This is a genomic window from Phaeobacter sp. BS52 (assembly GCF_045040595.1).
In the GTDB taxonomy this organism is placed as follows: Bacteria; Pseudomonadota; Alphaproteobacteria; order Rhodobacterales; family Rhodobacteraceae; genus Phaeobacter; species Phaeobacter piscinae.
This window is the reverse complement of sequence record NZ_CP090662.1, coordinates 2,501-17,922: the sequence shown is the minus strand read 5'-3', so window position 1 is coordinate 17,922 and position 15,422 is coordinate 2,501. Positions and strand designations below refer to the sequence as shown.

At 57.8% G+C, this 15,422-nt stretch carries 10 protein-coding genes, 1 tRNA gene, 2 rRNA genes and 1 pseudogene; 5 read left to right on the top strand and 9 right to left on the bottom strand.

Annotation, left to right across the window (positions count from 1 at the left end):
- Window positions 1–120 precede the first annotated feature (120 nt).
- Entirely contained in the window at window positions 121–426 is a 306-nt protein-coding gene (locus L0Z65_RS00085) for a transporter substrate-binding domain-containing protein (RefSeq protein ID WP_405109590.1), read from the top strand.
- Window positions 392–3,256: a transporter substrate-binding domain-containing protein gene (locus tag L0Z65_RS00080; RefSeq protein WP_405109587.1), complete on the top strand. Its 2,865-nt coding sequence runs from the start codon at window positions 392–394 to the stop codon at window positions 3,254–3,256. The genes L0Z65_RS00085 and L0Z65_RS00080 overlap by 35 nt, the downstream gene beginning before the upstream one ends.
- Window positions 3,257–3,621: 365 nt before the next feature.
- On the opposite strand, the gene L0Z65_RS00075 is transcribed toward L0Z65_RS00080, so the two are convergent.
- On the bottom strand, window positions 3,622–4,545 hold the full coding sequence (locus L0Z65_RS00075; RefSeq protein ID WP_405109584.1) for a LysR substrate-binding domain-containing protein: 924 nt from the start codon (window positions 4,543–4,545) through the stop codon (window positions 3,622–3,624).
- Between the two features lie 367 nt (window positions 4,546–4,912).
- On the opposite strand from L0Z65_RS00075, the gene L0Z65_RS00070 reads away from it, so the two are divergent.
- Entirely contained in the window at window positions 4,913–5,191 is a 279-nt protein-coding gene (locus L0Z65_RS00070) for a nuclear transport factor 2 family protein (RefSeq protein ID WP_405109581.1), read from the top strand.
- Between the two features lie 57 nt (window positions 5,192–5,248).
- Here the strand turns inward: L0Z65_RS00070 and L0Z65_RS00065 are convergent, their stop codons facing one another.
- A complete protein-coding gene (locus tag L0Z65_RS00065; RefSeq protein WP_405109578.1) occupies window positions 5,249–5,851 on the bottom strand; it encodes a TetR/AcrR family transcriptional regulator in 603 nt (200 codons plus the stop codon).
- A gap of 85 nt (window positions 5,852–5,936) precedes the next feature.
- Here L0Z65_RS00065 and L0Z65_RS00060 point away from each other — a divergent pair, with 85 nt between their 5' ends.
- Window positions 5,937–6,803: an NADP-dependent oxidoreductase gene (locus L0Z65_RS00060; RefSeq protein ID WP_405109575.1), complete on the top strand. Its 867-nt coding sequence runs from the start codon at window positions 5,937–5,939 to the stop codon at window positions 6,801–6,803.
- A 118-nt stretch (window positions 6,804–6,921) separates the two neighbouring features.
- On the opposite strand, the gene L0Z65_RS00055 is transcribed toward L0Z65_RS00060, so the two are convergent.
- Window positions 6,922–7,143: a 4-oxalocrotonate tautomerase family protein gene (locus L0Z65_RS00055; RefSeq protein WP_096872471.1), complete on the bottom strand. Its 222-nt coding sequence runs from the start codon at window positions 7,141–7,143 to the stop codon at window positions 6,922–6,924.
- Window positions 7,079–8,137: a glutathione transferase GstA gene (gene gstA, locus L0Z65_RS00050; RefSeq protein WP_405109572.1), complete on the bottom strand. Its 1,059-nt coding sequence runs from the start codon at window positions 8,135–8,137 to the stop codon at window positions 7,079–7,081. Before gstA ends, L0Z65_RS00055 begins: the two co-directional genes overlap by 65 nt.
- Before the next feature lie 106 nt (window positions 8,138–8,243).
- Here gstA and L0Z65_RS00045 point away from each other — a divergent pair, with 106 nt between their 5' ends.
- Window positions 8,244–9,128, top strand: coding sequence for a LysR family transcriptional regulator (locus L0Z65_RS00045; RefSeq protein WP_405109569.1), 885 nt, complete (start codon window positions 8,244–8,246; stop codon window positions 9,126–9,128).
- 311 nt (window positions 9,129–9,439) lie between these two features.
- Here the strand turns inward: L0Z65_RS00045 and L0Z65_RS00040 are convergent, their stop codons facing one another.
- The 5 genes and pseudogenes from L0Z65_RS00040 to L0Z65_RS00020 form a co-directional block, all read right to left on the bottom strand.
- Entirely contained in the window at window positions 9,440–9,946 is a 507-nt protein-coding gene (locus L0Z65_RS00040; protein ID WP_405109566.1) for a hypothetical protein, read from the bottom strand.
- Between the two features lie 465 nt (window positions 9,947–10,411).
- Window positions 10,412–11,597 (bottom strand): annotated as a pseudogene (locus L0Z65_RS00035) (integrase core domain-containing protein); the annotation flags it as partial.
- Between the two features lie 286 nt (window positions 11,598–11,883).
- A tRNA-Met gene (locus tag L0Z65_RS00030) sits at window positions 11,884–11,960 on the bottom strand.
- 146 nt (window positions 11,961–12,106) lie between these two features.
- A 5S ribosomal RNA gene (gene rrf / locus L0Z65_RS00025) occupies window positions 12,107–12,221 on the bottom strand.
- Window positions 12,222–12,339: 118 nt separating this feature from the next.
- Window positions 12,340–15,166, bottom strand: a 23S ribosomal RNA gene (locus tag L0Z65_RS00020).
- Between the last annotated feature and the right edge of the window lie 256 nt (window positions 15,167–15,422).

Genomic DNA, 15,422 nt, shown 5'->3' with positions numbered 1-15,422 from the left:
CCAGAACGGTTACTGAACAGCAGCTGAGGTCGGTTTTGCCTGACATTCCCGGTCGCTCACCTATAACATGGCAACGATCCGCGATCCCACCCTGAGCCAGCACGTTACGGAGCCTTCTACATGGCGAAACCAATTCGGTTCCTGTTCTTGCTCCTTGTGCTGGGAGGCCTCGCCCTGCCGGGCTGGACGCAGGAACGCCCGGCCCCGTTGCGGATCGGTTTCCTCTCGGTTCCCCCCTTTGCACAGCGCGACAGCGAGGGCGAGGAAACCGGATTTCTGGTGGAGTTGGCGCAGCATCTCGCAACCGAGCTGGGCACCAGCATCACATTGGTGCCGGTGACGTCGAGCCGCGATTTCGTGCAGGCACAGGTCGAGGGCCGTACCGATCTGATTGCCGAGCATCGCCCAACTGCCTGCGCTGCGTGACAGCAATCTGTTCTCCGCGCCGATTTCCAGCGAATCCCTGCGCCCCATGGTGCGAAGTGACGCGGTGCAGGATCTCTCCACCGCAACGCTGAGCGGCATGCGCGTGGGGATCGTGCCACCGGCAGTCGGTTCTGAGCAAAAAGCATTTCTCGCTCGCAATACGACCGTGCATTTCACCACGCCCGAGGCGGCTGTCATGGCGCTGCTTTCCGGGGCTGTCGATGCGATTCTGATCCCGGAACCTGTGGCCTTCCACATCACGAAATCAGCCAGGGTAGATGGTCGGGTCCGGTTTCTTAATCCGCCTTTGCGCAGATTTGACCGTGTCGTCGCCCTGCATCAAAGCCGCGCCGATCTGATGCCGGACATCACACGCGCGCTTGACCGGATGAGGCAGGACCAACGCCTTGACGCGCTGCTGCTAAAGCACTTTCTGGATATTCCCCTGCCCGCACCGGACGTGCTGCGGGTGGGTGTATACCCTTCTCCCCCCTATCAGGTGATCACTGCTGACGGCCGGGTGTCGGGGTTCGCGGTTGACGTGTTGCGCAGCCTTGCACGGCGCACCGGGCTGCAACTGGAATTTCAGACCATCAGCGAAGAGGCCTGGTTACGTGGTCCACAATCGGACACTTACGACATTCTCCCCGCAGCGCAGGTCACCGAGGCCCGGCAGGCGCAGATGGATTTCGCGCATCCGATCCTGGCAGCGGATCAATCCGTCTTCACTCAGCTGGATCTGGCAGGTCGCATCACCCACCCCGAGGATCTGACGCAGCGCCGCGTCGGGGTGCGGGCTGACAATGCCACCGCGCAGGCGATGGGGGCTGCACTGGACTGGCAGGTCATCCAGATGGGCACAGTGCCCGCCCTGCTGACAGCGCTGCAAACCGGAGAGGTTGATGCGGTGGTCGATCACCCGGACAAACTGCTGGTGACTGCCGAAAACCTCCAGATGCGGGATGCTCTGACCGAGGTGCTGCCTGCGTTGCTGACGTATGAACGCGCACCGGCCCTGCGATTTGGTCTGGGTGAAGTGCGCGACAAGCTGGATCTAGCGCTGCCGCAATATCTGGTTTCCGCTGAATACGCCGAGCTGCGCCGCACGTATTTCGAACCACCAATATTCTGGAATGCGGCGCGGCTGAGCCTGCTCGGCTATGCCATCGGTGGCGGGGTGCTGACGCTGCTGGGTGTGCTCGGCATGAACCAGCTGCGCACCCGCCGCCGCATCGCCGCAGACAAGGCCCGGCGCGCTGCAGAAATCGCCGAAATCCGCGATGAACTGGAAGTGGTGCTGAACGCAGCCACCAGCGGAATTGTCGCCTTTGACCGTGCGGGCCAGATCATCCGGATCAACCATCGTGCCCGCCACATGCTTGGGGGTACATCCGCTGAAACGCCATTTCTCTGGCCTCAGGCGATCAGCTTTCTCGACACAGCAACCCTCAGCCCGCTGATCGCCAGCGCCGATCCGCTACAACGCGCCCGGTCAGGCCATGTGCTGTCAGGAGAAACCCATCTGCTGCGGCGCAGCGCCAGCAGCGACGACCATCGCTACGTCCGGGTCCGAAGCGCAGTTCCGGACAATGAACAACATGGTGTTGCCTTGGTGCTGGTGCTGGATGATGTCACCGGCGAGGAGCGCAACCGGCAGGTTGTCGACCGCAAGAACAGGCTGGATGCGCTGGGTGAGCTGACGGGCGGTATTGCCCATGACATCAACAATCTGCTGGCGTCGTTGCTCTATGCGGTGGATCTGGCGGGAACCGCCGCCACTCCCGATGACCGGTCCCGGTTCCTTGGCATTGCAACAACAACCATCAATCGAGGGCGCCAGCTGACCACGCGGCTACTGGCTTTTGCCAAACGCCAGCCGGGTTTTGCGATGACCAAACCGGTTGAGGAGGTTCTGACAGAGTTCCTCGACCTGATCCGCCCGGTGCTCGAGACGCGGATTGAGATACAAGCACAAGAAACAGACCCCGGTTTGTTGGTTTACTGCGATCCTGCGCAGCTGGAAACCGCGCTGATGAACCTGGTTCTGAACAGTCGCGATGCCATTATGAGCAGCGGTGAGGGCACCTGCATTACCCTGAAGGCCCGGCCGGTCCCCACCCCGCAAGGCCACCCCGGTGCAAAACCTGGCCAGATCGATCAAAAGTTGGACGCGTCTGATGCCGCCGCAAGCCACCCCTATGTCGAACTCTCCGTCACCGATGATGGCCCCGGCATGAACGACGCCACACTGGCCCGCTGTACCGATCCTTTCTTTACCACCAAAGACGGCAATTCAGGCACCGGGCTGGGGCTGTCGATGGTCTATGGGTTTGCCCGCCATTCAAGCGGCGATTTGCGGGTCTATTCCAGACCAGGCCGCGGCACTACAGTGCAGTTGACGCTGCCGCGCGGCTCCGATCTGAGCCTGCCCAAAGCTGCCGCCGCTGACGCGCCGCTTGAGACAGGCGCCGGTGAGACCATTCTGCTGGCGGAAGATGAGCCAGATCTTCGCCGGATGACCCAGGACATGCTTGTGACGCTCGGGTATCGCGTGCTGCCGGTCGGCTCGGCGCAACAGGCGCTGGAGCTGGTGCAGGACAGCACCCACATTGACCTGCTGCTGACCGATGTGGTGATGCCAGGCTCCATCGGCGGCTTTGAATTGGCCAACCGTGTCCGCCAAATCCACCCGACCATGCCTGTAATCTACACCTCAGGCTACACCGCCTTCACCCCCGACGAGATGGGCCCCGTTACAGCCCCGCTGCTGCATAAACCGGTCCACCCCAGCGACCTCGCAGCGGCCCTTGCCTCGGCTTTGCGAGACTGATTATCACCTAAAGCCAAACCCGCGATTATGTACCAAAGAGCTGGGAAATTCTGACGCGAAACCACCCGCCTATTCAGCGCGAAACCGACAGTATAATAGATTACCCTTTGGTCGGACCCATAGGCACGTCTGCGCACAAAACGGCTCCCGATAGCCAACGCAAGGGAAGGCACAGCTGCCCAATCTTAGAAACGCGCGACCACAATATCATGTCTTACGTGACTGGTCGCAGTCTCTGACAGATTGTTGCTTCGATCCAATGCGCAATCTGGCAAGGACGTTCTGCATGGAGGCAAGATCGCGACCAGATCAGCGCTGCGAGATCTAGACGGGATCATGATCCCTTCCGGTACTGATGTTTCCCATCATCGAGCCAGTCCCGCCTCAACATCCCAGAAAGGCGTTTCACGACCAATTCGGTCGGCCAGGTAGTCAGCAAAAGCTCGAACTTTTGCGGGCATATGACGCCGCTCAGGGAACACTGCGTACAAGGATTGCGCAGGCAGCGAATAGGTCGGAAGTACCCGCATCAGGCGCCCTTCTGCCAGATGGGCACCCGCCACAAAGGTCGGCAGGCGCCCGATCCCCAGACCGTCAATCAAGGCGGTGCAAAGGGCTTCGCTGTTGTTGACACACATCCTGCCTTTTGGATGCACACGTACCTCCCCTTCTGCACCGCAGAGCACCCACTCCCGCGGATCACGCGAATAGCTGTAGTGCAGGCAGCTATGCTGAAGCAGGTCTTCGGGGTGCTTTGGCATCCCAGTCTGTGCCAGGTACTCCGGTGCCGCGGCGAGGACACTGTGAATCGGCGCCAGCCTGCGGGCAATCAGAGCGGAGTCCGGCAAGGTCCCCGCCCTAATTGCCATATCAAACCCCGCTTCAACCAGATCCGTGACCCTGTCATCCATGGTCAGATCCAGTGTGATCCCGGGATGGCGCTCCAGAAAATCCTTGATCAATGGCGCGACATGCAGGCATCCGAAAGACATCGGCGCGTTGACCCTAAGCCGACCAATGGGTTGCCCCAGCATGGCAGTAACCGCATCTTCCGCTTCCTTCGCGGCCCCAAGCGCCTGCACCGCATGGGACAGGTAAATTTCGCCAGCTTCCGTCAGAGATATGCTGCGTGTCGAACGATGAAACAGCTGCATGCCCAAATGCGTTTCCAGGTTCCCGATCCGCTTGCTGACAGCGGATTTTGTGATCCCCAGTTGCCGGGCCGCAGCCGCAAACCCGCCAGTTTCCGCGACCGCCACAAAGACCGGAATGGCGCCAATCTCAATCATGCTGCTCTTTCCATTGACAACTTTTTCTCACCCTGAAGTTTCCCTGATAGCGAATTATCGCAGGAAGAAAAGTCAATTAGATCAGTCCTATTCCTCAGCTTGCCGGTGGCCACAATGTCCAGAATGCTCATCCATGGAATTTTTCACGGCAAGCCTGTCGATACGAGCGGACAGTTTCTGCCGCTGCCAGATGTTCCAGTTTTGGATCGAAGCCGCATGCTGCGCGTGTCCCGCCCTCCTCTCAATCTCACAATAGGAGAACCACCAATGCAAATCACAACTCATATGCCCGCTGCCCATACAGCCTTGATCGGCGATCTATACGCGGCAGTCGACGCGCTGAATGCGCAAGCAGTCGCTCAGCTTTTTGACCGATGACGTGAGCTTCCGCTTGGGCAATTTCGACGCCATAAAAGGACGCAAAGCGGTTGAGGACGCCAACGCGTCCTTCTTCACCACGATCCGGGCGATGGGTCACACGATTACCGGCATATGGACAAGCGGTGATGCGATCTTCTGCGAAGGGGAAGTTCACTATACCCGCAAGGACCAAAGCGAGCATAAGGTGCCCTTCGCGACGCGCCTTGGCCTTCGCGACGACAAGATCGCCACATACAATGTCTACGCTGATATTTCGGGACTGTGACCGGGATCGCGGGCCTGTGGTCGCCGTCCAAGGCGGACACGCGCCGCAGGCCGGATGCTAGGATGACACAGGTAGCTGGCTGAGCGCGAGTTCGGCCACCTCATGCAAGTCATCCGCTGACGCGCCGTCGCGGGCCTGCGCGGCCAGTCCTTGGATCAGGACCGCCACGTATTTCGCCAGCAGATCAGGTTTGGTGGATGCTGGCATGTCCCCTGCTTCCATACCGCGCCGAATGCGGTCTGCAATCATCGTCTCGCTGGCCTGCCGATATCCTGTCAGCAAATCCTGAGCGCCCGCGCTCCCCTTGCCGCAGTTGGTTGCAGCACTGACGAGCAGACAGCCCTTCGGTCTGTCTTGTGTACAGAAAGCCTCAATGGCGTCAGAAACAAAACGGCGCAGGGCCGTCTCGGCGGTTGCTGCCTCCCCAAGGGCGCGGGGGGCGTAGGCGGCAACGCTCTGCGCGTAATGGGCGGCGCATCGTTCGAATAGCGCCTGCTTGTTGCCGAAGGCCGCATAGATGCTGGGAGGGTTCACCCCCATCGCAGCACTGAGATCGGCCATGGAGGCCGCCTCGTAGCCTCGCTCCCAAAACAGCAGCATCGCCTGTTCAATTGCGTCATCAGTGTCAAAGGATCGCTGTCGTCCCAAGGTCGTCTCCATTTTATTTATCAATCACTACAGAAATATGCTTGACCCGGCAAGCCACAGGTTATTTAACGATCATTACAAAATATTGGAGGCACGGATGAAAGCTGCAATTATCGAAACCTATGGCGGACCTGATCACTTCCGGATGGCAGAGCTGCCGCGCCAGGAGCCCAAGCCGGGGGAGCTGTTGATCCGCATCCAAGCGTCCAGTGTGAATCCGGTGGATGTCGGTGTCCGCGCGGGCAATATCCTGCCTGATGAGGCGGCAAATTTCCCAATGATCCTGGGCTGGGATGCGGCAGGCACCGTCGAGGCGCTTGGTCCTGAAACCGACGGTTTTGCGCCCGGCGACCGGGTGATGGCGATATCACCGCAGCCGGGATCACTGGTCGGCACCCACGCGCAGTTTGCCGCGCTGCCAGCCAGCCAGGTTGTGAAAATCGCGGATGCGGTTTCCTTCACCACCGCCGCTGCGGTGCCGCTGATCGGCAGCACGGCCCTGGCCGCGCTTCAGGCGCTGGACCTGGCACCGGGCGCCCGTGTTCTGATCAACAACCCCAAAGGGGCAGTTGGCGCAATGGCTGCGAAAATTGCCCCCATGCTGGGGTTCGAACTGGCGGCCCCAGACGCGCGGGATGTCGATGGTGCTATTGATGTGCGCGGTCGCGAGCACGCGCAAAAAGCATTCGCCGCTGTCAAGGATGGCGGCGCCTATGTGACCGTCGTTCCAGAATGGTGGAAGCCGGGAGGGGTCTTTACCCCCGCTCGCGGGATCACCCCGGTGACGGTTCAGAACCCCGCCAATCGAGACGTTCTGGCCCCGTTGGCCGATTGGCTGGCACAGGGAGATCTGCTCCCGGACATCGAAGAGATCTTGCCACTTGACCAAATATCAGAGGCGCACCGCAGACTGGAGGCCCCCGGACATACCGGCAAACTGGTCCTCGACCATACCAGCTGCTGACACAAGCAAAGGCGGGCACAGGCGCAGTTCTTGCCGCCTGCGCCCGCCATCGCCCGAACCGGGGTCGCTGAGCGTCGTCAGGTCGCCAGCGGCCCCAACGTCTCTGTCAGCGACGTCCTCATTGTGCCTGTATACGATACTCCTGCACCGGTAGGCCGCCGATGCCCCAATCCTCCAGCGGGATCTCATTGATTACCACAAATGTGGTCGCCGGGGATTTGCCCAGAACCTTCTGCAAAAGATCAGTGACGCCGCGGATCAACTGCGCCTTCTGCTCAGCGCTCGGGCCGGTGCCGTCGGGGCCACCTTCGCGGGTCACTTTGATATTCACATAAGGCATCGCTCAGCCCCTTTTTCGGCACATAGGAGAACACTTTTGTAACGATACGCCATTCGGCACCGTAGCGGACAAGGGTCAGAAGGTCATAGAAATCACGTCCCATCATGGTCATACGGGCGTTAACCTGGGCCATCCGGTCGTTGACAAAAGCAACCTCCAGAACCTCCTCCTCGCGTGGCTCGCCGCGCCGGGCAGGCGGCTCACGACCATCCACGCGGGTCATGTAAGTCTCAAGGTCCAGATACAGCTCATCGCCTTGGGTGGCGCAAACATAGGCCAACTGCGGGTGGAAGACATCACGCAGCATGGCGCTGTCGGCTTGATGAAGCCCCTCGAAATAGGCCTCCATCAGCGCGCGGACCTGTTTGCGATCCGTAGGCGTCATTGGATCAGCCCCTCTGCGCGCATCGCGGCCTGAGCGGAGGGGTACGCGGCACTGCGGTCTACAAAGGCAGCCAGCCGGGGCCAGCTCAGCCAGGTCGATGCCGGTGAAATTCGCCCAGTTCGCGACCACGAACAAATAGGCGTCCGCAACCGAAAACTGATCCGCAACCAGCCACGCGCGGCCATCTTCCAGCTGCTCCTCAACCAGATCGAATTTGCCCGCGACATCAATGCGTGCTTTGGCCTTATCAGCCTCGGTGCTGCCCTCACGAAACAGCGGACCAAATGCCTTGTGCAGCTCAGTCCCGATCCAGTTCAGCTGCTCCTGCATCCGGGTACGGGCCAAGGTTCCCGGCACCGGTGCCAGACCTGCCTCCGGGTGGCTGTCTGCGATATACTGCAAGATAGCGGGCCCTTCGGTGAGGATGCTGTCGTCTTCCAGACGCAAGGCCGGAACGTATCCTTTGGGATTGATGGCACGGTAGTCCGCACCGCCTTCGGTCCGACCTGCAGCAGTATCGACAGCCTCAATATCAAAGGGGCGGCCAGCCTCCTGCAGGGCGATATGGCTGGCCAGCGAGCAGGCACCGGGTTTGTAGTAGAGTTTCATGACAGTCTCCTGTGGTGTGATGCCCCCTGGCTACCGCCTGAGATGATTGATTGATAATATTGTGTTTTCATCATAACGATTAAAAAAATAGATCGTCTGTAAACCCATGAAACACGACCAGCTCATCACTCTCGACGCAATCGTCTCAACCGGCACCTTCCGCGGCGCCGCTGAGCGTCTGCATAAATCACAATCCGCCATCAGCCACGCAATCCGCCAATTGGAAGACCAACTGGAGCTGGAGTTGTTCAGCCGCGAAGCTTACCGCCCGGTGCTCACCCCGGCAGGGGAAGTATTTTACCGCGAGGCCTCCAGAGTGCTGCGTCAGATGCAAGGGCTGCGCACCACCGCGGCCCGGCTGCGCGCCCGCGAAGAGCCGGAGCTGACCATCGCCGTGAGCGCCACGATGGATCTGGATCTTCTTCTGCCGACCCTTGCTGACACCGGGCGGCGTTACCCTACGACCCATTTGCGGCTGCGGATGGAGATGATGGGTGGCCCGATCGCACGGTTGCTGGAGGGCAAGGCTGATATCGCGGTTGCGTCTCTGGACGGGGTGCCCCTCGACACTGTCGAGGCCACACCAGTTGGCGAGGTCACGATCCGACCGGTGGCCAGCCCAGATCTAGACCTGCCCGCCACATGCCGCGCCCTGGCAGCCAGCGAGATGCAGGGCCACGTGCAGGTGGTCACTGCCGACTCCGGTGGTGCCGCGCATGAACAAAGTCGCGACCTGCTGGCAGGCGGGCTGAAATGGACCGTGTCCGATCTCGCCGCCAAGAAAAAGGTGATCCTGGCAGGCCTTGGCTGGGGCGGCTTACCCGACCACATGACACACCATGAGCGGCGCTCCGGGGTCTTGCGATCTCTCAATCTTGAGGGCTTCCCGCTCCGTCGGACCACGCTCTTCAAAATGAGGCGCAGAGACCAGGTGATAGGGGTCGTCGCCGACGAGCTTTGGAACCGGATCGACCCCCTCACCCCGTCATAACACTGGATGCGTTCGGTGCAGCAGATATCAGTCAGGTTGCGGGTGCAAACACGAGAGGCACCCCTTGGGTGCTATACTATTGTAATCATGCCCGGATTTGGTTTCTGGAGCAGGTAATCGCCATATCCTACCTGCCCTCTCCGCAATCATCTAAACCCATGATGACGCACAGCTAGCGGCACCTTTGCTCAGATAGTGACCATTACAAAGTTTGACTAACGGCCCAAACTGCCGCTCACTAAAACCAAACCATTCTGAGACGGACAACCTAATCACGACCTTGCCTAACAGGCCGTTAGGCGCCATACGAGCTACAGGCGCTTCGACTTCTTCTTCGGTCGGTTCGGGTCATTGGTTATGTCTGCGTCTATGATTTGGTTTAAAGTTGTAAGGTCATTATCTGAAATCAACTTTTCAATCACATCGGTGCAGAGAAGTTCAAGATGTTCAACTAGACGACCAACGGCTACCTCATCGCCATCAACGACGATTTTATCCGAAAAACTTACGTTGAGATCACCGGTGTGGTTTGCCGTTGTTCGTTGATTATACAAACCTTCGATTAATTCCTTGAGTACGTCTGGCGCAACGGTTCCTAGATGTTTTGCCATCCGCCTATAGATCTTGTCTTTCTTGCTGGGCGTTTTTTCAACGTCCCTATCCTTGAGGTAAATCAGTTCCAGTGTGGTGAAGATGTTCTTCAGAGTGTATCGAAAATCGCCTCTTCGCGCGTTAATTTTTTGGTATATGGCAAAGTCGCAGATCTCTTTGACATCATCTTTCAATTCGACCTGAGACAAAACCAAGGCTTTGCGCATATGCTCTTCGTTGATTTCGCAGTACGCGAACAACTGTATCTACTGCTCTTCGCACAAGATATCTCGGCATGGCGATACTCATCCAACTGATTGAAATTAATATCAATCAGGAGGGTGAGTTGTTTTCGCCGTCATACCGAGTCCGAAAGGATACGTTATGACTGCGAACATTAGTGGCAAGACCAAGACTTTCTCATTGCATCTAACCTTTGAGGAGCGCTCGCGGCTGGAAGTAGCTGCGAACGGCGTTCCCCTGGGCGCATATATCCGTACCGTCCTTTTCGGGGGTGATCTTAATAATAAATCGCCGTCGGTCGATAGAACCGTCCAAAGATCATGCTGCGCTGGCGGCGCTTGGGCAATGCCGCCAACACAGGCACACTGACCGTCCACCCGGACACAGAGGCCGAAATCGTCCGTGCCTGCGAAGACATTTCCAAACTGCGCGCCGACTTCTTCAATGCTTTCAAATTGCTCAAGCGCCTGCCGCACTTGCTTCGGCGTTCTGTTCCCCAGCGAAGAGTGCGGCCTGACCACTGCCCGGCAGGGCATAGCGGAGCAATATCCCGAGAGGGTTGTTATAATCGTAGCGCCACAGCGCCAGTTTGCGGCGGGCATCGTCCAGGGTGTCGAACAGCTCTTCATTGAGGAGTTCGTCCCGCAGACTGCCGTTGAATGACACGATGAAGGCATTCTGCTGCGGTTTTCCTGGGTCGATATAATGCCAATCCACGCCGGTCCTGTCGGTCCATTTCAGGATTGCCCGGCTGGTGAATTCCGTCCCCCTCGCCATTGTCTCTCGAACCAATGGCGTTCCAACGGCTCGATCGCTGACAATGCAAGCGGGTTTTCCGTAGATCCGGACCAGTGCGTCCATCTCCCGGGCAACGCGCTCGCCTGAAATGCTGGTGTCCGCAGCCAGGCACAGGTTTTCCCGGCAGTAGTCATCGTTCACGGCCAGAATGCGGAACTTCTGTGAGGCGCCGAAGCTGTCCGCCAGAAAGTCCAGGGATCCCGCTGCCCGGCAGGCGATTGCGGAGCAATCTGCCGAGAGGAGGGCGCTGGTTCGGCCGTGTGGCTTCGGGCACCGGCGTGCGTGAGCCTCGGGCGCGCTTGCGGCCCCGCCGCCGGTTCACCGCAAGGCCTTCTTCCCGGTAGAGGCAGTACAGTTTCTTGTGGTTCATGATCATGCCTTTGCGCTCAAGCAGCACGCCGATCCTCCCCTCTCGGCGATGCTCGCATCGCCTGCCGGGCAGCGGGTAGCCGAACCGGCGGCCGTTTGCCTGCGATCTCTTTCATCTCCTGGCGGATCTCAGGATGGTCAGGCGGGCGTTCGCGCCGGACCGTCTTGGGATCGACACCCCCTCTCATGGTTTGCAGGCAAACCAGTGCCAGGCAGTGGGCAAGCCGGCAGGCCCTGCGCTGCGAGATGCCATGATCCCGCACCGCATTGAGCGCTGCCTCTCGCCGCTCCTTCGGTGCCGTCAGCTTTTTCCCAGCAGGTCTTTCAGAACCACCCTCGCCATTGTTTCTCAGACCAATGGCGTTCCAATGGCTCGATCGAGCATCTATCTGCCAGCAGCCGCTTCAGCTTGGCGTTCTCATCCTCCAGCGCTTTCAGACGTGCGGCCCCCGACACCTCCATGCCGCCAGACACGGGCGCCGCTTGACGGGCGCCGGGCTCTGGCCGTTCAGGAGGCCTGCTATGAAGCCGGTGCATTGATCCGGGTTTCGGGTGCAAACGTGATTCTGTCCCCGCCGCTCGTCATGAGTGAAGCAGATGCAGGCGGTTTGCTGGACGCGCTGCGGGTTGGATTTGGTGCAGCATAGGGCCTCTCTTGGCTCTGTTTACATCCGTAGTGCTTTCAGCGGGCTTGTCCCAAACGCAGGAAGCCGCCCGGAGGCGGCTGTAAGTATGTGTTATGTTTTGGTAATATTGGTTGCGGGAGTAGGATTTGAACCTACGACCTTCAGGTTATGAGCCTGACGAGCTACCGGGCTGCTCCATCCCGCGACAGTATAGTTTTTCCTCATTGCGTTTTGTTGCCTGAGGCTGCCGCTGCTTGATCACGCGTGTTGTGACTGAGCGTCTGTGTCTTCAGATGTTTGTGTCTGAAGGTATATTTTATTGGTATCGTTTGTGTTTATGGATTTTTCTAGGTTTGGCGGTGACCTACTCTCCCACGCCTTAAGACGCAGTACCATCGGCGCAACAGTGCTTAACTTCCGGGTTCGGGATGGGACCGGGTGTTTCACTTGCGCTATGACCACCAAACCGAGGAAAATCCATATTCGCGACGTTTGGGTTTTGAGACGTCGCGGAGATACAATCGACATGAAGTCCAAGTTTTGTGTTTTGCTTTTGGTTCTTGTGTCACTGACTGTTACTGGAACAGATCAAGCCTATCGGGCGATTAGTACCGGTCAACTGAATGCATTGCTGCACTTACATCTCCGGCCTATTGACGAGGTGGTCTACCTCGGCCCTCAGGGATACCTTGTTTTGAGGGGGGCTTCCCGCTTAGATGCCTTCAGCGGTTATCCTGTCCGATCATAGCTACCCTGCACTGCTGCTGGCGCAACAACAGGTCCACCAGTGGATCGTTCACCCCGGTCCTCTCGTACTAGGGGCAACTCCTCTCAAGTATCCTACACCCACGGCAGATAGGGACCGAACTGTCTCACGACGTTCTAAACCCAGCTCACGTACCTCTTTAAACGGCGAACAGCCGTACCCTTGGGACCTGCTCCAGCCCCAGGATGAGATGAGCCGACATCGAGGTGCCAAACACTGCCGTCGATATGGACTCTTGGGCAGTATCAGCCTGTTATCCCCGGCGTACCTTTTATCCGTTGAGCGATGGCCCTCCCACTTGGGACCACCGGATCACTATGGCCGACTTTCGTCTCTGCTCGACTTGTCAGTCTCGCAGTCAGGCTGGCTTCTGCCATTGCACTCAACGAGCGATTTCCGACCGCTCTGAGCCAACCTTCGCGCGCCTCCGTTACGCTTTAGGAGGCGACCGCCCCAGTCAAACTACCCGCCACGCAGGGCCCGGATCCGGATAACGGACCGCGGTTAGACATCAAGAGTGCGAAGGGTGGTATCTCAAGGGAGGCTCCACCGGAACTAGCGTTCCGGTTTCGATGCCTACCACCTATCCTGCACATCACAATCCTGATGCCAGTGCGAAGCTGTAGTAAAGGTGCACGGGGTCTTTCCGTCTAACCGCGGGAAGCCTGCATCTTGACAGGCAATTCAATTTCGCTGAGTCGATGTTGGAGACAGCGGGGAAGTCGTTACGCCATTCGTGCAGGTCGGAACTTACCCGACAAGGAATTTCGCTACCTTAGGACCGTTATAGTTACGGCCGCCGTTTACCTGGGCTTCAATTCGGAGCTCTCACCCCTCCTTTTAACCTTCAGGCACCGGGCAGGCGTCAGACCCTATACGTCGTCTTGCGACTTCGCAGAGCCCTGTGTTTTTAATAAACAGTCGCCACCCCCTGGTTTGTGCCCCCAGCTCCAAGTTGCCTTGGAACCGGGCCTCCTTCTCGCGAACTTACGGAGGTATTTTGCCGAGTTCCTTCAACATCGTTCTCTCAAGCGCCTTGGTATTCTCTACCAGTCCACCTGTGTCGGTTTAGGGTACGGTCTCATGGAGGGCTATTTCCAGGGACTGATCAGCAGCCCATTCAATCCGATAAGGATGAACTACCTTCACAATCCGTCACATCCTCCTGGCCTAGGAATATTAACCTAGTTCCCATCGGCTACGCCTTTCGGCCTCGCCTTAGGGGCTAGCTTACCCTGCTCAGATTAGCTTTAAGCAGGAACCCTTGGACTTTCGGCGAGAGTGTCTCTCACACTCTTTGTCGCTACTCATGTCATCATTCTCGCTAGTGATCTCTCCACGGGATCGCTCACGCGCCCGCTTCATCGAAAGCTTCGTGTCTCCGATGTGTCCGAGGACACTAAGGAGACATGAAGCTATGTCACACTACGCTCTGCTACCATGCACTATGTGCATCCTAAGCTTCGGCTCATGGCTTGAGCCCCGTTACATCTTCGCCGCAGGACGTCTTAATTAGACCAGTGAGCTGTTACGCTATCTTTAAAGGATGGCTGCTTCTAAGCCAACCTCCTGGTTGTTTTGGACATCCCACCTGCTTTCCCACTTAGCCATGAATTAGGGGCCTTAGCTGTAGGTCAGGGTTGTTTCCCTCTCCACTACGGACGTTAGCATCCGCAGTGTGTCTGCCATCTAGTACTCCCGGGTATTCGGAGTTTGGTTAGGATCAGTAAGCCTGTGGGGCCCCATTACCCATCCAGTGCTCTACCCCCCGGGGTATTCGGATGACGCTCTACCTAAATAGATTTCGCAGAGAACCAGCTATCTCCGAGTTTGATTGGCCTTTCACCCCTAGGCACAGCTCATCCCGATCTTTTTCAACAGATGTGGGTTCGGTCCTCCAGTGCATGTTACTGCACCTTCAACCTGGCCATGCCTAGATCACTCGGTTTCGGGTCTGATCCCACGAACTCATGCGCCCTATTAAGACTCGCTTTCGCTGCGCCTACACCTAACGGCTTAAGCTTGCTCGTGAGACCAAGTCGATGACCCATTATACAAAAGGTACGCTGTCAGCCCTCAAGGGGCCTCCAACTGATTGTAGGCGTTCGGTTTCAGGTACTGTTTCACTCCCCTCGTCGGGGTGCTTTTCACCTTTCCCTCACGGTACTGGTTCGCTATCGGTCAGTAAGGAGTACTTAGCCTTCGAAGGTGGTCCTCCGATCTTCAGACAGGATTTCACGTGTCCCGCCCTACTTAATACGTCCTATCATGCTTCATATACGGGGCTATCACCCACTCTGGCTGTGCTTCCCAACACATTCTATTCACACTCAAGGCTCGGCTGGTCCCCGTTCGCTCGCCGCTACTAGGGGAGTATCATATTGATGTCCTTTCCTCCGGGTACTTAGATGTTTCAGTTCCCCGGGTTTGCTCTTAAAACCCTATGTATTCAGGTCTTAAGTACCTGATTAAGCTCATTATTGATAGCAAAGCTAACAATAACAAACTGTCAGGTGGGTTCCCCCATTCGGAAATTCATGGATCAAAGCCTATTCTCAGCTCCCCATGACTTATCGCAGAGTATCACGTCCTTCATCGCCTCTTACTGCCAAGGCATCCACCAAACGCCCTTCTCGCGCTTGATCTGGTCCAGAAAAAGACAGTGAACTGTCACGCCACAGAAGCTGGTAAGAAACTGTGGCCTTATTCTGAACCAAAAGCATACTTTCCCGCTCACTTCCTAAGAAGTGAACATTGGTTCATAAACCTTGCGGAATATGAACCGGGTTAGTGTACTTGACTTGGACAACACTGTGGTTTCAATCCGGCAGACCTTCGCGCGCCCGAGGAAAAGGGCGGATGCAAAGGCTCGCATCAGACCACCGAAGCGGTCCTCAGCAC